The 22,497-nt window shown below is 72.4% G+C and carries 16 protein-coding genes; 14 read left to right on the top strand and 2 right to left on the bottom strand.

The features are described from left to right. From Mam01_RS34395 to Mam01_RS34330, 14 genes are all read left to right on the top strand, one after another. The coding region (locus Mam01_RS34395; protein WP_204289428.1) for a non-ribosomal peptide synthetase at positions 1-4,102 on the top strand (4,102 nt) is incomplete at its 5' end. Further along, a complete protein-coding gene (locus Mam01_RS34390; RefSeq protein ID WP_204289427.1) occupies positions 4,103-4,786 on the top strand; it encodes a hypothetical protein in 684 nt (227 codons plus the stop codon). It abuts the gene before it with no gap. A 147-nt stretch (positions 4,787-4,933) separates the two neighbouring features. Beyond that, on the top strand, positions 4,934-5,611 hold the full coding sequence (locus Mam01_RS34385; protein ID WP_150938141.1) for a hypothetical protein: 678 nt from the start codon (positions 4,934-4,936) through the stop codon (positions 5,609-5,611). Continuing rightward, a complete protein-coding gene (locus Mam01_RS34380) occupies positions 5,608-6,768 on the top strand; it encodes an efflux RND transporter periplasmic adaptor subunit (protein ID WP_204289426.1) in 1,161 nt (386 codons plus the stop codon). Before Mam01_RS34385 ends, Mam01_RS34380 begins: the two co-directional genes overlap by 4 nt. After that, entirely contained in the window at positions 6,765-7,517 is a 753-nt protein-coding gene (locus Mam01_RS34375; protein WP_239101835.1) for an ABC transporter ATP-binding protein, read from the top strand. The genes Mam01_RS34380 and Mam01_RS34375 overlap by 4 nt, the downstream gene beginning before the upstream one ends. A 5-nt stretch (positions 7,518-7,522) precedes the next feature. Beyond that, positions 7,523-8,713: an ABC transporter permease gene (locus Mam01_RS34370; protein ID WP_150938386.1), complete on the top strand. Its 1,191-nt coding sequence runs from the start codon at positions 7,523-7,525 to the stop codon at positions 8,711-8,713. Between the two features lie 490 nt (positions 8,714-9,203). After that, the gene (locus Mam01_RS34365) at positions 9,204-10,181 is read left to right on the top strand and encodes a streptomycin biosynthesis protein (protein ID WP_239101834.1); all 978 of its coding nucleotides are present in this window, start codon (positions 9,204-9,206) and stop codon (positions 10,179-10,181) included. A 381-nt stretch (positions 10,182-10,562) separates the two neighbouring features. Further along, a complete protein-coding gene (locus tag Mam01_RS34360) occupies positions 10,563-11,492 on the top strand; it encodes a ParB/RepB/Spo0J family partition protein (protein WP_239101833.1) in 930 nt (309 codons plus the stop codon). A 116-nt stretch (positions 11,493-11,608) separates the two neighbouring features. Further along, positions 11,609-12,685, top strand: coding sequence for a 4-hydroxyphenylpyruvate dioxygenase (hppD, locus tag Mam01_RS34355; RefSeq protein WP_204289425.1), 1,077 nt, complete (start codon positions 11,609-11,611; stop codon positions 12,683-12,685). Between the two features lie 2 nt (positions 12,686-12,687). Then, positions 12,688-13,056 (top strand): chorismate mutase, encoded by a 369-nt coding sequence (gene aroH, locus Mam01_RS34350; protein WP_204289424.1) that lies wholly within the window; start codon positions 12,688-12,690, stop codon positions 13,054-13,056. Further along, positions 13,053-14,192: a prephenate dehydrogenase gene (locus Mam01_RS34345; RefSeq protein WP_239101832.1), complete on the top strand. Its 1,140-nt coding sequence runs from the start codon at positions 13,053-13,055 to the stop codon at positions 14,190-14,192. Before aroH ends, Mam01_RS34345 begins: the two co-directional genes overlap by 4 nt. Before the next feature lie 44 nt (positions 14,193-14,236). Then, on the top strand, positions 14,237-16,747 hold the full coding sequence (locus Mam01_RS34340; protein ID WP_204289423.1) for an aminotransferase class I/II-fold pyridoxal phosphate-dependent enzyme: 2,511 nt from the start codon (positions 14,237-14,239) through the stop codon (positions 16,745-16,747). Continuing rightward, a complete protein-coding gene (locus Mam01_RS34335) occupies positions 16,734-18,155 on the top strand; it encodes an acyl-CoA carboxylase subunit beta (protein WP_204289422.1) in 1,422 nt (473 codons plus the stop codon). Before Mam01_RS34340 ends, Mam01_RS34335 begins: the two co-directional genes overlap by 14 nt. Before the next feature lie 141 nt (positions 18,156-18,296). Next, entirely contained in the window at positions 18,297-19,619 is a 1,323-nt protein-coding gene (locus tag Mam01_RS34330; RefSeq protein WP_204289421.1) for a cation:proton antiporter, read from the top strand. Between the two features lie 148 nt (positions 19,620-19,767). Here the strand turns inward: Mam01_RS34330 and dpgD are convergent, their stop codons facing one another. Both dpgD and rox read right to left on the bottom strand, forming a co-directional pair. Next, the gene (gene dpgD / locus Mam01_RS34325) at positions 19,768-20,550 is read right to left on the bottom strand and encodes an enoyl-CoA-hydratase DpgD (RefSeq protein WP_239101831.1); all 783 of its coding nucleotides are present in this window, start codon (positions 20,548-20,550) and stop codon (positions 19,768-19,770) included. 366 nt (positions 20,551-20,916) lie between these two features. Next, positions 20,917-22,344 (bottom strand): rifampin monooxygenase, encoded by a 1,428-nt coding sequence (gene rox / locus Mam01_RS34320; RefSeq protein ID WP_204289419.1) that lies wholly within the window; start codon positions 22,342-22,344, stop codon positions 20,917-20,919. Positions 22,345-22,497 lie beyond the last annotated feature (153 nt).

Raw genomic sequence — 22,497 nt, 5'->3', positions numbered from 1 at the left:
CGGCGACTCCCTGCGGGCCATGCGGCTGCTGGCCCGGATCCGGTCCGTCCTCGAAACAGAGATCAGCATCGGCGCGCTGTTCGCCGAGCCGACCGTCGCCGGAGTGGCCCGGCTCATCGACGGCTCGGGCGAGACACGCAAAGCGTTGACGCCGATGCCGCGCCCGGAGGCGCTGCCGCTGTCGTACGCCCAGCAGCGCATGTGGTTCCTCAACCGGCTGGAAGGCGCCGGGGAGGGCGCGGGCTACAACATGCCCCTGGCCCTGCGCCTGTCGGGTGATCTGGACGTGGCGGCGCTGGAGGCGGCCGTCGCCGACGTCGCCGACCGCCACGAGAGCCTGCGTACGATCTTCCCCGACCGGGACGGCGTGCCCTGCCAGCGCGTCCTCGACCAGGCTCCGCCGCTGACCGTGCTGGAGACCACGGAGGACGAGGTCGGCGAGGTGATCGCCGCGCGGGCCCGCGACGGGTTCGACGTCAGCGTCGACCTGCCCTGGCGGGTCACGCTGCTCCGGCTGGCGCCCGCCGAGCACGTCCTCCTGACGGTGGTCCACCACATCGCCGCCGACGGCTGGTCGATGGGCGTGCTGTCCCGGGACCTGGTGGCCGCCTACGCGGCCCGCCGCGAGGGCCGCGCGCCCGACTGGCGGCCGCTGCCGGTCCAGTACGCCGACTACGCCCTGTGGCAGCGGGAGGTCCTCGGCGACCTTGACGACCCCGGCAGCCTGATCAGCGGCCAGCTCGGCTACTGGCGGCAGGCGCTCGCCGGCATCCCCCAGGAGCTCGCCCTGCCCGTGGACCGGCCGCGCCCGGCCGTGTCCTCCTTCCGCGGCGCGACCGTGCCCGTCCGGGTCCCTCCGCAGGTCCACTCCCGGCTGGTGGAGCTCGCCCAGCGGGGCAAGGCCACCATGTTCATGGTCGTGCAGGCCGCGCTGGCGGTGCTGCTGTCGCGCATGGGAGCGGGCACCGACATCCCCATCGGCACGGCCGTGGCCGGGCGGGGTGAGCCGGCGCTGGACGATCTGGCCGGGTTCTTCGTCAACACGCTCGTGCTGCGCGCCGACCTCTCCGGCGACCCCACCTTCACCGAGCTGCTGTCCCGGGTGCGGGAGGCCGACCTGGCGGCGTACACCCATCAGGACCTTCCGTTCGAGCGCCTGGTCGAGGATCTGAACCCGCCCCGGTCGCTCGGGCGCAACCCGCTGTTCCAGGTCTCGCTCGCCGTGCAGAACGCGCCGGAGGGGAAGGGCGGGCTCTGGGACCTGCCGGGGTTGCGGGTCCGCCCGCTGTCCTCCGGGGACGAGGCCGGCGCGGCCAGGGTCGACCTCACCCTCGACCTGGCCGAGCACCGCGACGGCGAGGGCAGGCCGTCCGGCATCGCGGGCGTGCTGCTCTACGCCGCCGACCTGTTCGACGAGAGCACGGTCCGGGCACTGGCCGTACGGCTGGTGCGGGTGCTGGAGCAGGTGGTGTCCGATCCGGCCGTACGGCTGAGGAACGTCGACGTGCTGACGCGCGACGAGCGCTCGCGGACGCTGACGGAGTGGAACCGGACGGACCGCCCGGCTCCGGCCGGCACGCTCGCGGAGCTGTTCGAGGCGCAGGTGGCGCGTACGCCCGCCGCGACGGCGGTGATCGGCCCCGGACGGGAGTTGACCTACGCGGAGCTGGACCGCGCCGCGGACGGCGTGGCGCGCGACCTGCTGGCCCGGGGGGTGCGCCCGGGGGACCTCGTCGCGGTGCTGATGGAGCGCTCGCCCGATCTGGTGGCGGTGCTGCTGGGCGTCGCGAAGGCGGGGGCCGGGTTCGTCCCGGTCGACCCGGCCTATCCGGCCGAGCGGATCGCGTTCATGCTGGCCGACGCCGCCCCCGCGCTGGTGCTGTGCACGCCGGAGACCCGGCCGGCGGCGCCGGAGGACGCGGTGGTGCTCGACGGCGTGCGCCTCCGCGCAGACTCCTGCCAAAACCCTGGCGAAGACCCCCGTGAAGGCTCCCGCGAAGACCCCCGCGAAAACCCTGGCGAAGACCCCCGCGAAGGCTCCGCCGAACACTCCGGTGAGCACCTCCGCCGGGGCCTCGGTGCACGCCCCGGCGAAGACCCCGGTGAGCCCGTCCGGGTGGCGGGCCGGGTGGACGACGTCGCGTACGTCATCTACACCTCCGGCTCCACCGGTACGCCGAAGGGGGTCGTCGTCACCCATCGCGGCCTCGGCAACCTGGCGGCCGACCAGATCGCCGCGTTCGGCGTGCGCCCCGGCGCGCGGGTGCTGCAACTGGCCTCGCTGAGTTTCGACGCCTCGGTCTGGGAGCTGTGCATGGCGCTGCTGTCGGGGGCGTGCCTGGTGGTCGCGGGCGCCGACCGGCTGCCGCCGCACGGGACGCTGGCCTCCGTGACCGCCGAGTTCGGCGTGACGCACCTGACCGTGTCGCCGTCCGTGCTGGCCACGACCGAGGAACTGCCCGAGAGCCTGACCACGGTCGTGGTGGCGGGCGAGACGTGCCCGCCGTGGCTGCCCGGGCGCCTGCCGGGCCGCCGGGTGGTCAACGCGTACGGGCCGACCGAGGTGACGGTGTGCGCGACGATGAGCGGCCCGCTGGAGCCGGAGGCCGAGGTGACGATCGGCCGCCCGCTCGGCAACACCCGCGCCTACGTGCTGGACGAGTTCCTGACGCCGGTCCCCGTCGGCGTACGGGGCGAGCTCTACGTGGCCGGAGTGGGCCTCGCCCGCGGCTACCTGAACCGTCCCGGGCTCACCGCCGGGAGATTCGTCGCGTCGCCGTTCGCCGAGGGCGAGCGGATGTACCGGACCGGCGACGTCGTCAGCTGGACGCCCGGCGGCGAACTGCTGTTCACGGGCCGTGCCGACGACCAGGTGAAGGTGCGCGGCATCCGGGTCGAGCTGGGCGAGATCGAGGCGGTGCTGGCCGCCCACGAGAGCGTCGCCCAGGCGGCGGCGGTCGTCCGGGAAGACCGGCTGGAGATAAAGAGCCTGGTGGCGTACGTGGTGCCGGCCGGTGACGCGGTGGACGCCGCGGCGCTGCGCGGATACCTCGCCGAACGGCTGCCCGACCACATGGTCCCCGCCTCCGTCGTGCCGCTGCCGGCGCTGCCCGTCACCGTCAACGGCAAGCTCGACCGGGCCGCGCTGCCCGCGCCCGAGCTTGCCGGGCTGGGGGGCCGCGACCCCGAGACCGCCGTGGAGGAGGTGCTCTGCGGGCTGTTCGCCGAGGTGCTGGGGCTCGAACGGGTCGGGGCGGAGGCGTCGTTCTTCGAGCTGGGCGGCGACTCGCTCCTGGCGATGAAGCTGATCACGCGCATCCGGGGCGTGCTCGGCGCCGACGTGGGCATCCGGTCGGTCTTCACCGCCCAGACCCCGGCGGGCATCGCCGCGTCGCTGGGCGCCGACGACCTCGGGCTGATCCTGCCGCTCAGAACCCAGGGTGACAAGCCGCCGCTCTTCTGCGTCCACCCGAGTTCCGGGCTGAGCTGGTGCTACGCCGAACTCACCCGTCACCTGCCGGACGACCAGCCGGTGTACGGGCTGCAGGCCCGCGGGTTCGACCCGGGCGAACGGCTGCCGGAGACGATCGAGGAGATGGCCAGGGACTACGTGGAGCAGATCCGGGCGGTGCAACCCGAGGGCCCGTACAACCTGCTCGGCTGGTCCTTCGGCGCGGCGGTCGCGCACGCGATGGCCACGCTCCTCCAGGAACGCGGCGAGAAGGTGAGCACGCTGATCAGCCTGGACGGCTATCCGTTCGATCCCGACGACCGGCAGGGCGACCCGGATCCCGGCGGTCAGCGGAACGGCGCGGCCGAGGTGCCCGGGCAGCCGAGGACCCGCGTGCTGTCGGAGATCCAGAAGGTCAACGCGAACAACTTCCGCTTACTCCGGAATTTCACCGCGAGTGTGTTCCAGGGCGATGTGACGCTGTTCGTCGCCACACAGGGACACGTCGAAAGCCCAGGCGCGGACGGCTGGGCCGACTATGTCCAAGGAAATATCGACAATATCCCGGTTAATACCGACCACGATGGCATGATGGCCGCGAAACCGATCGCGGACATCGCGCGAATCATTTCTCAGCGGTTGGGGGCATGAGTGGACGACAATACGGGCTCCACCGAAGTCGCGGGACTCAGAAGACGGCTTTGGCTGACGGGCGTGCTGGCCGCCGCGCTTGCGGTCGCGGTGGCGGCGATGGCGGTGTACCTGGTGACGTCCTCCCGCGGGGACGACGACCGCGCGGCCGCCGCGGCTTCCTCCGCGTCTTCCCCTGTGGCCTCGCCCGCGGAGACGAACTCGCGGCACGCGCAGGCGGTGGCCTTCGTGAAGTGCCTGCGCGAGAACGGCGTGCCGAACTTCCCCGACCCCAGGCCCGATGGCGGGATCGGGCTTGATCCGTCCCTCATCGACGTCAACGGGCCCACGTACAAGAAGGCCGAGCAGGCGTGCATGTCGCAGGCCCCCAAGGGCGACCGGCAGGGGGCGCCGGCGGGCGGCCAGCCGCAACCGGGTGGTCAGGCCGGTGGCCAGCCGGGACAGCCGCAGCCGGGAGACTCGCCCGGCGGTCAGCCCCAGGCGGCCCCGCAGGGGAACCGTCCGCTGCCCGACGTGTCCAAGTACGTCGCCTGCATGCGTAAGAACGGCCTGCCGGACTTCCCGGAGCCCAACGCGGACGGCATGTTCACCGGAATCGACCTCGGCAGCGCGGAGTTCAAGGCCGCGCAGCAGACCTGCCAGAAGCTGCTGCCGGCGGACGCGCCGCGCCCGCCCTCCGCCTGACCCTGCCGCATCCCCTTGACCGCCCCGGCCCGCGAATCCCCCCAGCGCGGGCCGGGGCTTTTAACGCCGCCTTACGAAACCCTGTCGAAACCGCTTACCCGATAGAAAGGAGGTCAGCGGAAAACCTCGCGAGTAATGGAGGATGAAATGTCCCCTATTGTTGGCCGCGCCCATCGGCGAAACGAACCGAATAGGCATCTCTACCGGACAGTCCCGGTCGTCCTGGCCGCCGCGGCCGTCGCTCTGCTCTCCACCGCCTGCACGGGAGGCGAGCCCGAGGCCCGGGCCGTGGCCAGAGTCACCTCCGACGCCGCCACCGGCGGCGGCGACACCGCGGGCGGCAACGGCGGCGCCGCCCAGTCCTCGGGGTCGGGCGACATCGTGGCGTACGCCAACTGCATGCGCCACAACGGCATCCCGAACTTCCCCGACCCGAAGCCCGGCGGCGGCATCGCCTTCCCCGAGGGCGGCGACATCGACCCGCAGTCCCCGGAGTTCAAGAAGGCCGAGGAGAAGTGCAAGCAGTACCTCCCCTCCGGCCCGCGCATCGACGCCAAGAACGACGCCGACCCGAACGCCGGCTGGCCCACCGCCGACAAGCTCAAGTACGCCCAGTGCATGCGTGAGAACGGCCTGCCGAAGTTCCCCGACCCCGACAAGAACGGCGGCTTCGCCTTCATGCAGGACAGCGGCATCGACCCGCAGTCGCCGCAGTTCCGGAAGGCGTCGGAGGCGTGCGCGAAGTACCAGCCGCAGAACCTCAGGCAGCAGCCCGGTCCCGGCGGCCCCGGCGGTCCCGCGGTGCAGGGCGGGGCCGGTTCGTGAGCACCACCGAGGTGCCGAGGCAGGCCACCGACACCACGGACGTCACTCCGCCCGCCGCCCTTCCGCCCGCGCCGCGCGGGCGACGGGGATGGCGCACCGCGATCGTCGTCGTCACCGTTGTCGCGGCGGCCGGCGTGACGGTCGCCGTCGTCAAGCCGTTCGACCGGAAGGCGGCTACCGGCACGATCCAGAACACCGCCCCGACCGGGCTCGCCCAGGTGACCAAGGGCACGCTGTCGGCCAGGACCATGGAGAACGGCACGCTCGGCTACGTCGGCAAGCTCCAGATCGTCGGCAAGGCGAGCGGCACGATCACCCGGCTGCCCGCCGTCGGCGACATCATCGGTCAGGGCAAGCCGCTCTACCGGGTGGACAACAAGCCGGTGATCTTCCTGAAGGGCACGGTCACCCCCGCGTACCGGGAGCTGAAGTGGGGGATGGAAGGCGCCGACGTGCGGCAGCTCAACGCCGCGCTCGTGGCGCTGAAGTACGCGAGCAAGAAGAAGCTCAGCCCCAAGTCCGACTACTTCGGCGCGCGGACCTACTACGCCCTGGTCCGGCTGCAGAAGAAGATGGGCCTGAAGCAGACCGGGACGCTGCCGCTCGGGCAGGCGCTGTTCGTGCCGGCCGACGAGATCAGGGTCACCAAGGTCTCCGGGGTGCGCGGCACGGCCGCGATGCCCGGATCGGTCGTCCTCGAGGGCTCCTCCACCCGTCGTGAGGTCACGGTCGCCCTCAACGCCTACCAGCAGTCGGACGTCGTGACCGGTGACAAGGTGCTCATCACGCTGCCCACCGGCAAGACCACCCCCGGCGAGGTGTCCTCGGTCGGCAAGGTGGCCGAGAAGAAGAACGACGACAGCACCACCATCACGGTGCGCATCAGGCCGGAGAAGCCCAAGGACACCGGCCGGCTCGACCAGGCGCCGGTGCAGGTGTCGATCGTCACGGACACGGCGAAGGACGTGCTGTCGGTGCCGGTGAACGCGCTGCTCGCGCTGGCCGGCGGAGGGTACGCCCTGGAGGTCGTCGAGGCGAACGGCTCGCACCGCCTGATCCCGGTGGAGGTGGGCCTGTTCGACGACGCCGCCGGGGTGGTCGAGGTGCGGGGCGAGGGGCTGCAGGTCGGCCAGAACGTGGTGGTGCCGGCGTCATGACCAGCCAGGAGGCGCGGACGATGGCCGTGGGAGACCGGCCCCGCATCGGTGAGCCGGTCATCCAGCTCGAGAACGTGACCAAGATCTACCCGGGCGCGTCGCCGGTCGTGGCCCTGGACAAGGCCACCTTCACCATCCGGCGGGGCGAACTGGTGGCCATCGTCGGCCCGTCGGGCTCGGGCAAGTCCACCCTGCTGCAGGTGATGGGCACGCTCGACCGCCCGACGTCCGGCCGGGTCAGGATCGTGGGGGAGGACGTGGCCCGCATGTCCGACCGCGCGCTGGCCCAGGTCAGGGCGACCCGGATCGGCTTCGTCTTCCAGCAGTTCTTCCTCGCCGAGCACGCCACGGCGCTGGAGAACGTCGCCGACGGGCTGCTGTACAGCGGCGTGCGGTACCGGTCCAGGCTCGCCGCGGCCCGGACCGCGCTGGAACGGGTCGGCCTCGGCCATCGCCTCCACCACCGCCCGTCCCAGCTCTCCGGAGGAGAGCGGCAACGGGTGGCCATCGCCAGGGCCCTGGTCGGCAACCCCGCGATCGTGCTGGCCGACGAGCCCACCGGCAACCTCGACAGCGTCTCCGGAAGCGCGATCTTCGAGCTGCTCCAGGAGCTCAACCGGGAGGGCGCGACCATCGTCATGATCACTCATGACCGGGCCCTGGCCGCGCGGCTGCGCCGCCGCATCGAGGTGCTCGACGGCCACATCGTGGCCGAGGTCAACGCCGACGAGGAGGAGGCCCTGCTGTGACCACCATGACGGCTTCCACCCGGATGCATCCGGCCGACGTCGCGAGGACCGCGGCCGTCGGCCTGCGGACAAGACGGATGCGAGCCCTGCTCTCCGCGCTGGGCATCTCGATCGGCGTCGCCGCCATGGTGGCGGTGCTGGGGCTGTCCGCCTCGTCGCAGGCCGGGCTGCTCGCCGAGATCGACAAGCTGGGCACCAACCTGCTCACCGTCACCCCCGGCCAGACGCTCAGCGGGAAGGACGCGAAACTCCCGCGCGAGGCGCCCGGGATGATCGCCAGGATCGGGCCGGTCGACTCGGTCGAGAGCACGGGCAAGACCTCGGCCAGCGTCTACCGCTCGCCCTACATCCCGAGCGTCAACACCAACGCGCTCACGGTCAGCGCCGCGAGCCTCGGCCTGCCGGCCGCGCTGCGGATGACGGTGGCCCAGGGCAGATACCTGAACGCCGCGACCGCCGACCAGCCGGTCGTGGTGCTCGGCTGGACCGCCGCGGCCAGGCTGGGCATCGCGAAGATCCATCCGGGCGCCCGGCTGTGGGTCGGCGGGCAGTGGTTCTACGTCGCCGGGATCCTCGGCAAGGCGAGCCTCGTGCAGGAGATCAACGAGTCGGTTCTCGTCGGGTACGGGGCCGCCGAGAAGTACCTCCACTTCGACGGCCATCCGACCAAGATTTACATCCGCGCCCAGACGGAGCAGGTCAAGGACGTGCAGCAGGTGCTGGCCGCCACCGCCTACCCGGAGCACGCGGACGAGGTCGTCGTCAGCCAGCCCTCCGCCGCGCTGGAGGCCCGCGCCGTCGCCCAGTCCGCCCTGAACGGACTGTTCCTCGGGCTCGGGGCGGTGGCGCTGCTCGTCGGCGGCATCGGCGTGGCCAACACCATGGTCATCTCCGTGCTCGAACGGCGTTCGGAGATCGGGCTCCGGCGCTCGCTCGGGGCCACCCGGGGCAACATCCGCCTGCAGTTCCTGTCCGAGGCGGTCCTGCTGGCCGCCATGGGCGGCATCGCCGGGGTCGTGCTGGGCGTCGGCGTCACCGCGGCCTACGCGCTCCTCAAGGGGTGGGCCACGGTCGTGCCGCCGATCGCGTGGGGAGGCGGGCTCGGCGCGGCCGTCCTCATCGGCGCGGTCGCCGGGCTGCTGCCGGCGTTGCGCGCGGCCCGCATGCAGCCCACCGAGGCACTCAGAACAGTCTGAACAGTCCGAACGGCTCTGCCCGCAGCCCGGCACCGCGAGATCGCGGAGCCGGGCCGCGGCGTCTTCGCCCCGGGTGTCCAAGCGCGGAAATTCGGCGGTTGGACACGAAAGCCGCCTTTATGCGGGTATGACAGGTGATGTGGACAACGGTAATGGTTTTCGGTCCGCACATAGCGGTACATGATCGGGCGAAACCTTTTTGAAACCCCGGGATCTGTAGTAAGAAGAGGCACGGGACGCGAACGGAAAAGGGGAACCGGGGAAGCGCGATCCGCTTAAACGCCCCACCTGCCGTCCCTGTCAAGAGCGCCGGGCACCTGTTTCCGGTGCCATGGTGTCCAATTGCTGACAGCGGGGTCAGTGGGGCCGGTCACGGCGGACATCCTCAAACAGAGGAACCGACCGTCTGAAAAGGGCACCGTGCGCGTGATTCACAAGGGATTCGTGGACCAGTTGAACCGACGGGGACGCCACACTGTGGAGGCACGGTATGACCGGTGACCTGGAGCAGCTGATCGATGCCGACGGGGGGCAGGTGACCATGGTCGCGGTTGATTCTCTCGTAACGGGATTGTCTCCCAGAAAATCCGGAGAAGATCGCGAACATGTTTTACTGCTGGCCGCGGTGCCCGACGAGCTTCCGCCGATTCTGGTGCATTACCCGACGATGCGCGTCATCGACGGCGCGCACCGCCTGGCCGCCGCCCGCCTGCGCGGCGCGGCCCACATCGCCGTGCGGTTGTTCGACGGAGACGAGGTGGAGGCCTTCGTCCTCGCGGTACGGGCCAACGCCGCGCACGGGCTGCCCCTCTCGCTGAGCGATCGCAAGGCCGCCGCCGAGCGCATACTGAAACTCCGCCCGCACTGGTCGGACCGCTATATCGCCTCGGTCGCGGGAATCAGCGCGAAGACGGTGGCCGAGATAAGGGCGGCCGGCGCCGAAATTCTGTCGCCGAACGCCCGGATCGGCCGCGACGGGCGGGTGCGCTCGGTGAACGCCGCCGAGGGCCGCAGGATCGCGATGGAACTGATCGCGGAAAATCCTGAATGGTCCTTACGGCAGATCGCGAAGGTGGCCGGAATTTCTCCGGAGACGGCCCGGGACGTCAGAAACAAAATGCGCCGTCAGGAGGATCCGGTGGCGGGCCGGCGGCCCAGGCCGCAGGCGCCTCCGGTCGACGATCCCGACGCGCGCGACGATCTCGGAGAACTGCGCCAGGGAATCGAGCGGTTGCGCTCGGATCCCGAACTCATCGGCAGCCCGGCGGGCCGCGCGTTGCTCAGGCTGCTGAGCGCCCACCTGGCGGAGGTCGAACGGTGGAAACGCCTGGGTGAACGCGTGCCGCCGTACCTCGGAGGCGTGCCGCCGTACTGGGGTGACATCGTCGCCTCCCTTGCCTTCGAATGCGGAAACATTTGGGACGAGTTCGCGCAGCGCGTCCAGGAACGGGTCGAGGAGACCGTCTGACTCTTGGTTAGACTAGACCGCGCACGGTTTCGCCGCGGTTTCATTCCCGGCCCGGCTGCCGATACCTCATCGAAACCAGTGATCCCGTAGAACGTCTCGTGCCGGGAATGCACGGGGCGTATGGGGTCCCGTCCCGGAGTCGAAGCGTCGGTTGGGCCGGCCCGGGCCGGCCCAACCGACGTCGTTTCCGCCTGTTCGAATTCACTCGGCGAGCGCGACCGAATGCGAGGTCTCGGCCGTTTTCGCATCGATGGTTATATTTTTTTCTGGCCTGCGGAGAACCGCAGGCGTCCCCGGTACCTGTTCCGCTTCCCATACAGGTGAGCAGACCGTGAGGAGTCCTCGTTGCAGTTCGCGCCGGATCCGGATTTCTATTCGGTGGTGGAAGTCGAGATCAGTTCGCTGTCGATCGGGGGTTCTCCGCGAAGTTCGGGGGAGAGCCGTGAGCACGTGGAACTGCTGGCCGCCGCCACCGGCCCCCTGCCGCCGATCGTCGTGCACCGGCCCACCATGCGGGTCATCGACGGCATGCACCGTCTCAGGGCCGCCCAGCTGTGCGGGCGGCGGACGATTCCCGCCCGGTTCTTCGACGGCCCGGAGGACGACGCCTTCGTCCTGTCCGTCAGGCTGAACATCGCCCACGGCCTGCCGCTGTCGCTGCCCGACCGCAAGAGCGCCGCCGAGAAGATCATCGAATCACATCCCGACTGGTCCGACCGGCTGATCGCCTCGACCACCGGCCTGTCGGCCAAGACGATCTCCGAGCTGCGCAGACGCACGGCGCCGGAGTCGCCCTGCGTGGCCAGGATCGGCAGGGACGGCCGGGTCCGCTCCATCAACCGCGTCTCGGGGCGCACCCTGGCCTACGACCTGATGACCAAGGATCCCAGCCTGTCCTTCCGGCACATCGCGAGGATCGCCGGCATCTCGCCAGAGACCGTGCGCGACGTCAGGAAGCGCATGCACAGGGGAGAGAGCCCGGTGCCCGCGGGACGGCACAAACGTGCGGTGCCGGGCGAGCTTCCCCCCGCCGGACCGGTGGACCGGCCCGCCGCCCGGCGCGCCCTGGAACAGCCGCCGGCGGCGATCGTCGACCGGCTGAAGGCCGATCCGGCGCTGCGCCTCAACGAGAACGGCCGCGACCTCCTGCGCCTGCTGAATATCCATACCATTCCGCGGGAGGACTGGGTCAAGATCGTGGACAGCATTCCGCCGCACTGCGCGGAAATCATCGTCCAACTCGCGCGCGGATGCGCGCAGGGATGGCGGGAGTGCGCCACCCGGCTCGAACGAAAAATATCGAAGACGTGACCGGAGCCCCCGCCGGACAAATACGCGGTTGGACGCCGGGGGGCCGCGGCGAATATGCGAGTAAATTTGTCCCCGCCTGCTCCATAAACACTTGTACGGCGACGGAGGCGCGGCCGGTGGACATTCTTTCGATCGACCACATCGAGTTATTCGCCGAGGACGCGGAACGCACCGCGGCCGGTCTGCGCGATTCCTACGGATTCACGGTGGCGGGTCGCGGCGGGCCGCAGACCGGCCTGCCGGACTGCCGCTCGGTCCTGCTCAGGCAGCGCGACATCACCGTCCTGGTGACCTCCGCCATCGGCGGCGGCCACCGCGCCGCCGAGTACGTCGGGCGGCACGGTGAGGGCGTCGCGGTGATCGGCCTGGCCGTGCCCGACGCCCGCGAGGCGTTCGCCAGGGCGGTGGAGCGCGGGGCGGCGCCGGTCGCCCCGCCCACCGAGTTCGGCCCGGAGGGCGCCCGTGTCACCTTCGCATCCGTGGCCGGGTTCGGCGACGTCGAGCACCGCTTCACCTCGCGTGAGTCACCCGGCGCGCCGTTCGCCCCCGGCACCATCGTCGAGACCGGCGCCGCCGGCTCACCGGACGGGCTTCTCCGCGTGATCGACCACTTCGCCGTGTGCGTGCCCGCCGGCGAACTCGGCCCGACGATCCGCCACTGCCAGGACGTGTTCGGGTTCGAGCAGACCTTCGAGGAGCGGATCATCGTCGGCTCCCAGGCGATGGATTCCAAGGTGGTCCAGAGCGTCTCCCGGCAGGTGACCCTCACCGTCATCGAGCCGGACACCACGAGGGCGCCCGGGCAGATCGACGCGTTCGTCCGCGCGCACGACGGGGCGGGCGTCCAGCACGTCGCGTTCCTCACCGACGACATCGCCTCGGCCGTGCGCACCTGCTCCGAGCGGGGCGTGCGCTTCCTCAGCACACCGGGGGCCTACTACGACAACCTGCCCGGACGGCTGGGCGACGTCGAGGTGCCCGTCGACGACCTGCGCGAGCTGAACATCCTGGCGGACCGCGACCACTCGGGCGTACTGCTGCAGATCTTCACCGAGTCGCGGCACTCCCGGGGGACCCTCTTCTACGAGCTGATCGACCGCCGCGGCGCCCGGACGTTCGGCAGCAACAACATCAAGGCCCTCTACGAGGCAGTCTCCCGGCAGTCGGCGGCGAACGAGGCCGGCCGGATCTGACCATGACCATCCACGCGATCAGCGGCGCCATCCGGGTCGAGGAGAACGCGAGCGAGGCGATCCTCGGGGCGACCGCCGAGCTCGTCACCGCCGTGCTGACCCGCAACGGCCTCGTGGCCGACGACGTCGTCAGCGTGCTCCTCACCGCCACACCCGACCTGACCGCCGCGTTCCCGGCGCGGGGCGCCCGCCTGACCGGCCTGCACGAGGTGCCCCTGATGTGCGCGCACGAGCCGCCGGTGCCCGGCGGCATGCCGCGCGTCGTCCGCCTGGTGGCGCACGTCGACGTGGAGCGCCCGCGCTCGGATCTCCGGCACGTCTACTTGCGCGGCGCCGAGGCGTCGTACGCCGCCGAGATGGTGAGCCGGTGAGCCCGGTGGAGACCAAGGTCGCGCCGGCGCGGGTCGCGGTCATCGGCACCGGCCTCATCGGCACCTCGATCGCGCTCGCGCTGCGCGGGCGGGGCACCGAGGTGCTGCTGGCCGACCGCGACCCGGCCGCCGTCCGGCTGGCCGCGGACGCGGGGGCCGGCACGCCGCTGTACGGCCGCCCACACGAGCCCCGCGAACCGTCCGAGCCGTTGGAGTCGTTCGAGCCGGCCGACCTGGCGATCCTGGCGGTGCCGCCGGGGGCCGTGCCCGCGGCCCTGCTTGAGGCGCAGAAACGCGGCGTCGCCCGCGTCTACACCGACGTCGCGAGCGTCAAGGAACGCCCGATGGCCGAGGCCGTGCGGCTCGGCTGTGACATGACGACCTACGTGGGCGGCCATCCCATGGGCGGCAGGGAACGCTCCGGCCCGCTGGCCGCCCAGGCCGACCTCTTCCTCGGCCGCCCCTGGGTGCTGTGCCCCACGCGGGACACCGGCGAGGAGGCCGTCGGCGCGGCGACCGCGCTCATCCTGGCCTGCGGCGCCACGCCGGTCGTCATGGACGCCGCCGACCACGACCGGGCGGTCGCCCTGATCTCCCACACCCCCCACGTGGTGTCCGCGGCGATGGCCGCCCGCTTCGCCGGCGCGCCCGGCGGCGTGCTGGCGCTGACCGGGCAGGGCGCCCGCGACGTGACCAGGATCGCGGCCGGCGATCCCGAACTGTGGCTCGCCATCCTGTGCGCCAACGCGCGGCCGATCGCCGACCTGCTGGAGGAGGTCGCCCGCGACCTCGTCACGGCCGCCGCCGGCCTGCGCGAGGGGGAGGCGGAGGGCGCCGTCGCCGATCTGCTCGCCAGGGGAGTGGCCGGCCACGGCCGGATCCCCGGCAAGCACGGCGGGCGGCCCCGCCGCTACACCGCCGTGCCCGTCCTGGTCGCCGACCGGCCGGGCGAGCTCGCACTGCTCTTCCAGGCCGCGGGAGTGGCGGGGATCAACATCGAGGACGTCGCGATCGAGCACTCGCCCGGACGCTCCGTCGGCCTGGTGGAGCTGTGGGTGCGGCCGGAGTCGGCCCAGGACCTGGCCCGTGAGCTGCGCGCCCGCGGATGGTCCGTCCCCGTCGGGGAGGCCGATTGAGCGGCCGTCGCACCGCACCGTATCCAGACGGAGGGACACCCGAGATGCCTGCGAACAACGCCCCCGTGACGCTCAGGGACTACCGCGAGCTCGCCCGGAAACTGGTCGATCCCTCGGTCTGGGACTTCTGGGAAGGCGGTGCGGGCGAGGAGAGCACGATCGCCGCCAACACCGATGCGTTCGACCGGTTGCGCCTGAACCCGTCGGTGCTGCGCGGCGTGCACCGGCCGGAGACCACGGTCAAGATCCTCGGCGAGACCTGGGACGCGCCGGTCGCGATCGCCCCGCTGGCCCTGCAGACGATGGCGCACCCCCTGGGCGAGGTGGCCACCGTGCGCGGCACGGCGGCGGCGGCCCGCGTGCCGGTGATCGTCAGCATGATGGCCGGGCGCACCGTGGAGGACGTGGCCGCCGAGGCGGAGGTCCCGCTCTGGCTCCAGGTGTACTGCCTGCGCGACCGGGAGCTCACCCGCCACGTCGTCGAGCGCGCCGAGCGGGCGGGGTTCGGCGCCCTCGTCCTCACCGTCGACGCGCCCCACCTCGGACGGCGCCTTCGCGACGAGCGGAACGGCTTCCGGGTGCCCGCGTCCGTCTTCCCCGCCAACCTCTACGCCGCCGACGTGGGCCGGGACGGCTTCACCTCGCCCGCCGGGCACGCCGGCGCGGAGTTCGACCCCGGCCTCGACTGGTCGGTGGTGGCCTGGATGCGGTCGGTCAGCCGGCTGCCGGTCCTGCTGAAAGGCATCCTGACGGCCGCCGACGCCGAACGCGCGATCGAGGCCGGAGCCGACGGAATCGTGGTCTCCAACCACGGCGGACGCCAGCTCGACGGCGTCCCGGCCGGCGTCGAGGTGCTCCCCGAGATCACCGCGGCCGTGGCCGGGCGGGTGCCCGTGCTGCTCGACGGCGGTGTCCGCCGGGGCCGCGACGTGCTGGCCGCCCTCGCGCTCGGCGCCGACGCGGTGCTGCTCGGCCGTCCGGTGCTGCACGGACTCGCGGTCGCCCAGGAGGAGGGCGTGGCCCACGTGCTCACGATCCTCCTGGAGGAACTGCGCGACGCCATGACGCTGACCGGGACCGGCACGGTCGCCGGTGCGGGGCCCGAGCTGGTGCGCCCCGGCGCCGCCCGCCCGAGCCCGGAGCCCCCGCTGCCGGAGACCCCGGTGCTTCCGGGAACCATGGCGGTGACGGAGATCGCGGCGCTGCCGGGCACCGCGCCGCTGCCGGGAACGGTGCCTCTGCCGGGAACGGTGCCGGTGGGAGGCGGGCTGCGGCGGGCCGACCTGCACTCCAGCGTCTCCGACCCCGTCATGGACACGATGAACTTCCTGAACGAGGTGACGAGCCGCTATCCCGAGGCGATCTCGTTCGCTCCCGGCCGGCCGTACGCCGGGTTCTTCGAGACTGAGCAGATCTTCTCCCAGATCCGTGCGTACCTGGACCATCTCGCCGCGCAGGGCGCGACGCCGGAGCAGGTCAGGGACGCCGTGTTCCAGTACGGTCCCTCAGCCGGCCGCATCCGCGAGATCATCGCGCGGTCGCTCCGGGTCGACGAGGGCATCGACGTCCCGCCCGAGTCGATCGTGGTCACCGTCGGCTGCCAGGAGGCGATGTTCCTGGCGCTGCGGGCGCTCATCTCCGGCCCGGACGACGTGCTGATCGTCTCCAGCCCCTGCTACGTGGGCATCACCGGGGCGGCGCTGCTGCTGGACGTCGAGCTGACCGCCGTCGAGGAGCGCGAGGACGGGCTGTCCTGCGCCGACCTGGAGGCCGCCGTCCTGGCCGAGCGGGCCCGGGGCCGCCGCCCCCGGGCGGTGTACGTGGTGCCCGACCACTCCAACCCCTCCGGCACGACGATGCCGCTGGCGGCCCGGCACGAGCTCATCGACCTCGCCGCCCGGCACGACCTGCTGATCCTGGAGGACAGTCCCTACCGGCTGGTCAGCCCGGGCGCCCGGGTGCCGGCGCTGAAGGCGCTCGACCGCGGGCGCCGGGTCGTCCACCTCGGGTCGTATTCCAAGTCGGTCTTCCCGGGCGCGCGGGTCGGCTTCGCGGTCGCCGACCAGGAGGTCGTGGACTCAGATGGCCGCACGGTGCTGCTCGCCGACGAGCTCGCCAAGATCAAGAGCATGGTGACCGTCAACACCTCACCGCTCAGCCAGGCCGCCGTGGCCGGGGCGCTGCTCGCCGCCGACGGGCGGGTCTCCGAGCTCAACCGCGGGACCGCCGAGTACTACGGGGACGCCATGCGGCACACGCTCGCCTGCCTGGAACGCCGCTTCGCCGGGATGCCGGGGGTGCGCTGGAACTCTCCCACCGGCGGCTTCTTCCTGGCCCTGCATGTCCCCTTCCGGGCGGACAACGCGGCGCTGGCCCGCTCCGCGCAGGACTTCGGGGTCATCTGGACGCCGATGTCGTACTTCTATCCGCAGGGCGGGGGCGAGCGCACCATCCGGCTGTCCACCAGCTACCTCACCCACGAGGAGATCGAGGAGGGCGTCGCACGGCTGGCGGAGTTCATCGCGGCGGAGAGGCACGCGGATGAGCGTCGTTGACAACGGGGTCGCCGCCCGCCCGGCTCCCGGCCCGGCGGCCGATCCCCGCGACCCGCTGGCCCGGCTCGCCACGCTCCTCGACGAGGGCCCGCTGCGGCCGATCGCCCCGCCGGACCAGTCGGGCGTGTGCGCCGTACGCGGCCGGATCGAGGGCGTGCCGGTGGTCGCGTTCTGCAGCGACGCCCGCGTGCAGGGCGGCGCGATGGGCAGCCAGGGCTGCGACCACATCGTGCGCGCCTACGACCTCGCCGCCCGCGAGCGGCTGCCCGTGATCGGCGTCTGGCACTCCGGCGGCGCCCGGCTGGCCGAGGGCGTCGAGTCGCTGCACGCGGTGGGCCGCGTCTTCGAGGTGATGACCAGGAACTCGGGCGTCGTCCCGCAGATCTCCGTCGTCGTCGGCGCGGCGGCCGGAGGCGCGGCGTACGGACCGGCGCTGACCGACCTGGTGATCCTCGCCGACACCGGGCGGATCTTCGTCACCGGTCCCGACGTGGTCCGCAGCGTCACCGGCGAGGAGATCGACACGGCCGCCCTGGGCGGCCCGGAGCCGCACGGCAGGCGCAGCGGCGTCGTCCACGTGGTGACGGAGTCCGAGGCCGAGGCGATGACGCGGGCCCGTCAGCTCGCGGTCCTGCTCGGGCACCAGGGACGGATGCGCGCCGTGGAGGAGACGGCGTTCCCGGTGGCCCTGCCCGACAACCCGCGCCGCGCCTACGACGTGCACCCCCTGATCCGGGCCGTCCTCGACGAGGGAACCGAGGTCGAACTGCACCGCAGATGGGCGCCCAACATCGTCACCACCCTGGGACGCCTGGGCGGCCGCACGATCGGGGTCGTCGCCAACAACCCGCTCAAACTCGGCGGCTGCCTCGACGCCGCCTCCGCCGAGAAGGCCGCCCGCTTCGTGCGGATGTGTGATGCCTTCGGGGTGCCGCTGCTGGTGCTGGTGGACGTCCCCGGTTACCTGCCCGGCGTCGGCCAGGAGCACAACGGGGTGGTCAGGCGGGGCGCCAAGCTGCTGCACGCCTTCGCCGAGGCGTCCGTGCCGAGGGTGACCCTGCTCACCGGCAAGGCGTACGGCGGCGCCTACATCGCCATGAACTCCCGCGCACTGGGCGCCACCCGGGTGCTCGCCTGGCCCAGGGCGGTCATCGCGGTGATGGGCCCGGTCGCGGCCGTACGGATCCTCAGGCGGCGCGACCTCGCCGCGGTCTCCGAGGAGGAACGCCCGGAACTGGAGCGGCGCCTGGCCGAGGAGCACGAGAAGGAGGTCGGCGGCCTCGGCCGCGCCGTGGAGCTCGGCGTGGTCGACGAGGTCATCGACCCGGCCACGACCCGGACCGCCCTCGTCAGGGCCCTGGCCCGGGCCACCCCCGCCCGCGGCGCCCACGGCAACATCCCCCTCTGACCCCGCCACCCCTGCTCTGACCCCCGCCGCTGGCCCACATGGCTGGTCCGGCGCGGCTGAGCCCACCCGCGTGATCTACCCCGCTACTCCCCGCGTTCCCCTCTGCCGCGTACACACATCGACGCGAACCAGGAGACCCCTATGCCCGGAACAGTCGTCGTGACGGCCGTGGAGGCGGTGGGCCCCGACCCGGTGCTCGCCTTCCTCCTCCAGGTCGTCGTCCTGCTGACGTCGGCCATGGTGCTCGGGCGCGTCGCCGTCCGGCTGGGCCTGCCCGCCATCGTCGGCGAGTTGTGCGTCGGCGTGCTGCTCGGCCCGTCGGTGCTGGGCCACGCCGCGCCCGCGGTGTCGCACTGGCTCCTGCCGCAGGGCGCCGACAAGACGGGCCTCTTCGGCGGGCTCGCCCAGATCGGCGTGCTGCTGCTGATCGGCCTGACCGGCGTCGGCATCGACGGCGCGCTCTTCCGCCGCAAGGGCCGCGCGGCACTGCGTGTCGGGATCCTGGCGCTGGTCGTGCCGCTTTCGCTGGGCGTGCTCGCCGGCTGGCTGATGCCGGAGCGGCAACTGCCCGCGGGCGCCGACCGCCCCACGGCGGCGCTGTTCCTCGGCGTGGCGATGGGCATCAGCGCGTTGCCTGTCACCGCGAAGATCCTCATGGACATGAAGCTGTTCCACCGCAACGTGGGGCAGCTCACGCTCATGGCGGCGGCCCTGGACGACGTCGCCGGGTGGGTCCTGCTGTCGTTCGCGTCCGTCATGGTGACGGCCGGGCTGGGCGGCGGCAACGCCGTGGCGCTCCTGTATCCCTGCGCCTTCGTCACGGTGGCCTGGCTGGCGGGCCGCCCGCTGACCCGGCTGGCCGTACGCCTGGCGACGCGCTCCGCCGACGCGGCGCCGGTGATCGTGGTCACGATCGCCGTCACCCTGTGCTGCGCGGCGGCCGCGCACGTGCTCGGCATGGACGCCGTCTTCGGCGCGTTCGTCGGCGGCCTGCTGGTCGGCTCCGCGAGAGAGGACGTGGCGGCCCGGCTCGCGCCGCTGCGCACCGTCACGCTCGCCGTCCTGGCCCCGCTGTTCTTCGCCACCGCCGGGCTCCACGTGGACCTGCTGGTCCTGGCCGATCCCGGGATCGTCGTGCTCGGGCTCGTGCTGCTCGTGATCGCCGTCCTGGGCAAGTTCGCGGGAGCGTACGCCGGCGCCAGACTCGTGGGGCTGACCCCCTGGGAGGGGGTCGCCGTCGGAGCGGGCCTGAACGCCCGCGGGGTGGTGGAGATCGTGGTGGCGGGCGTCGGGCTGCGGCTCGGCGTGCTGAACGACGAGCTCTACACGATCATCGTGCTCATCGCGATCATTACCTCGATCATGGCGCCGCCGATCCTGCGCGCCGCGATGTCGCGGATCGAGCAGACGGCCGAGGAACGCCTGCGCGCCATGCACGCCGACCCCGCACCCCTCGAACACTGACCCCCGAACCCCGAGCCCAGAACACCGAGCCCAGAACACCGCGAATGCTGGGGCCTGAACACTGGGGCTGGAACACTGGGGCTCGGCTATTGGGGCGGGCCCGGACGGCCTCCGCACCGGCCGTCCGGTCCGCCGGCGCGGAGTGTGGCTACGTACCGTTCCACACGGGCTTGCGTTTCTCGCTGAAGGCCGCGGGGCCCTCGATCGCGTCGCGGCTGCGCATCCGCCGGGCCTCCCAGGGGTACGCCGCGCCGAAGGCCGCCTCCAGCGGAAGATGGAGCGAGCTGTGCACCGCCTCCTTGATCGCGCGCAACGACAGCGGCGCGCAGCTCAGCAGGTCGTCGAGCCACCCGGCGACGCACACGTCCAGCTCCCCGGCCGGGACGACGTCGTTGACGAGCCCGTGCCGCAAAGCCAGATCGGCCGTCATCCGGCGGCCGGTGAGCAGGTAGCCCATGGCCGTCTTGAGCGGAAGCTGCCGCGCCAGCCGGAACGCCCCGCCCGCGCCGGGCACGAGCCCCAGCCGCGCCTCGGGCAGACCGAACACCGACCGGTCGGAGGCGATGATGAGGTCGCAGGCCAGGGCGAGTTCGAAGCCGCCGCCCAGGGCGTACCCGTCGACCCGCGCGATCACCGGGGTGGTCATGTCGAAGCGCTCGGTGAGCCGCGGCCAGCCCGGCTGGCCGCGGCTGCCGAACGTCGTCGCCGGCGCGCCCAGCCGGTTGAGCCGCGCACGCTCGCGCAGGTCCTGCCCAACGGAGAACGCCCGCTCACCGGCGCCGGTCAGCACGGCCACCCGTACGGAGTCGTCGGCCTCCACGTCGTCCCAGATCGCGGCCAGTTCCTCGTGGGTCCTCAGGTCGAGCGCGTTCAGCACCTCGGGCCGGTCGATGGTCACCCAGGCCACGTGCTCCCGCTTCTCATACCGCACCCTGTTCCGGCCCGCTGAGGCACCGTTTCCGCTTGAGGCCCTGTCCTCGCCCATCGGCGCGCACCCCTCTCCGCTCGTCGATCAGCGCCCGGCCGTACGTCGGATCGTCCACGGGCGGCGGAACGCGCGCCGAGTGTCAGCGGCCCCGGCCGGCCCGCCGCGGCCTCGTCACGAAGGCCGCGTGACGTGGGAAAAGGCGGGCGGTCGCGCGGAACTCAGTGAAACCGGCGACCGCCGGGAAGTCAACGCGACGACCTCCCGTCGTCTGGACAGCGTTGCCCCCGTCCCCGGAGCGAGGTCCGCGCTGCCGCGGTGGACCCGGGCGTGTGGGTCCGCTCCATGACCGGCCGGCCGTACCGCACCCTCTCAGCCGCGCGGCGCGCCGAACCACCTGGGCAGCCGGTCGAGCAGACCCGCCTGATCCTCGCCGGCCCATGCCACGTGACCGTCCGGCCGCAGCAGCACGGCGGGCACGTCCAGCTCCTCGCTGACGTCGACGACGTGGTCGACCCGATCCGCCCACCCGGCGACCGACAGCCGGCCGGTCTGGTCGAGCAGCAGCCCGCGGCCGCCGCGCGTGAGCTCGTAGAGGCGCCCTCGCTTCAGTGTCACGTCCCGCATCCGCCGGCCGAGCAGGTCGTGGCCCTCGCCGAAGTCGTAGCGGATCCCGATCGCGGCGATCTTCTCGGCCAGGCGTCGTCGCACGTCCTCGAAGTCCATCAGCTCCGTCACCAGGCGGCGCACCGCCTGAGCACCCGGCTCGGTGGACAACAGCTCCATCTGCGCGCGGGCGTTGTCCAGCACGGCGGCGGCCACCGGGCGCCGTTCGGTCTCGTAGCTGTCCAGCAACCCCTCCGGGGCCCAGCCGCCGATCTCGGCGGCCAGCTTCCAGCCGAGGTTGAACGCGTCCTGGATGCCGAGGTTGAGACCCTGCCCGCCGACCGGCGGATGGATGTGCGCGGCGTCGCCGGCCAGCAACACCCGCCCGACCCGGTAGCGGTCGGCCAGCCGGGTGGCGTCGCCGAAGCGGGACAGCCGGCGGGGGGAGTGCACGCCGAAGTCGGTGCCGGCGACGGCCCGCAGCTGCTGCCTGAAGTCCTCCAGGGTCGGCGGGACCGAGCGGTCCTCGGTCACCCCCGCGGCGGGCACGACCACGCGGTACACCCCCTCGTCGAAGGGCGCGAGCCCGAACCGCTTCTGGGTCGCGCGGACCTCGGCCACCACGGCGGCCACCGTCTCCGGCGGCACGCCCACCTCCATCTCGCCGAGCAACGTCTCGACCCTGGTGGGCTCGCCGGGGAAGCCGACGCCCAGCAGCTTGCGCACCGTGCTGCGGCCGCCGTCGCAGCCGACGAGGTAACGCGCGCGCAGCCGCGTGCCGTCGGCCAGCTCGGCGGTCACGCCGTGCTCGTCCTGGCTCAGCCCGGCCAGCTCACAGCCGCGCCGGATCTCGGCGCCCACCTCGGCGGCGTGCTCGCCCAGCAGGCGGTCGGTGATGGTCTGCCGGACGCCGAGGACGTACGGGTGCGCGGTGTCCAGCCGTTCGGGCGAGGGCTTCTCGATGGCGGCGAAGAACCCGCCGACCGGATGCTTGCGGCCGTGCGGGAGGAACCGCTCCAGCAGACCGCGCTGGTCCAGCACCTCGATGCTGCGCACGTGCAGGCCCAGTGCGCGGACGAACCCCGTCGGCTCCGGCTCCTTCTCCAGCACGACCACCCGCACGCCGTGCAGCCGCAGCTCGGCGGCCAGCATCAGGCCGGTCGGCCCACCGCCGGCGATGATCACGTCGATCATGAATCCCCCATTCGACAAGGTCCCGCTCCCTGTTCGGACGGTGATTCTGCGGTACGACCGGGGTCTTGCCGCAAGCCCCCCGGTGCGCTATAGCTTGAGAGTGGCGGGGGAGATCAGTCACCATCCGCGCCCCCGCACCGGCACACGGGTGAG

The organism is Microbispora amethystogenes, from assembly GCF_016863015.1.
GTDB classification, from domain to species: domain Bacteria; phylum Actinomycetota; class Actinomycetes; order Streptosporangiales; family Streptosporangiaceae; genus Microbispora; species Microbispora amethystogenes.
This window is presented reverse-complemented; position numbering and strand designations above follow the sequence as displayed.

Bases quoted from the DNA above. Each gene is read 5' to 3' on its own strand.
- Mam01_RS34385 (WP_150938141.1), top strand. From the start codon at position 4,934: ATGTCCCCTATTGTTGGCCGCGCCCATCGGCGAAACGAACCGAATAGG.
- Mam01_RS34375 (WP_239101835.1), top strand. From the start codon at position 6,765: ATGACCAGCCAGGAGGCGCGGACGATGGCCGTGGGAGACCGGCCCCGC.
- Mam01_RS34370 (WP_150938386.1), top strand. From the start codon at position 7,523: ATGACGGCTTCCACCCGGATGCATCCGGCCGACGTCGCGAGGACCGCG.
- Mam01_RS34365 (WP_239101834.1), top strand. From the start codon at position 9,204: ATGACCGGTGACCTGGAGCAGCTGATCGATGCCGACGGGGGGCAGGTG.
- aroH (WP_204289424.1), top strand. From the start codon at position 12,688: ATGACCATCCACGCGATCAGCGGCGCCATCCGGGTCGAGGAGAACGCG.
- Mam01_RS34340 (WP_204289423.1), top strand. From the start codon at position 14,237: ATGCCTGCGAACAACGCCCCCGTGACGCTCAGGGACTACCGCGAGCTC.
- Mam01_RS34335 (WP_204289422.1), top strand. From the start codon at position 16,734: ATGAGCGTCGTTGACAACGGGGTCGCCGCCCGCCCGGCTCCCGGCCCG.
- Mam01_RS34330 (WP_204289421.1), top strand. From the start codon at position 18,297: ATGCCCGGAACAGTCGTCGTGACGGCCGTGGAGGCGGTGGGCCCCGAC.
- rox (WP_204289419.1), bottom strand. From the start codon at position 22,344: ATGATCGACGTGATCATCGCCGGCGGTGGGCCGACCGGCCTGATGCTG.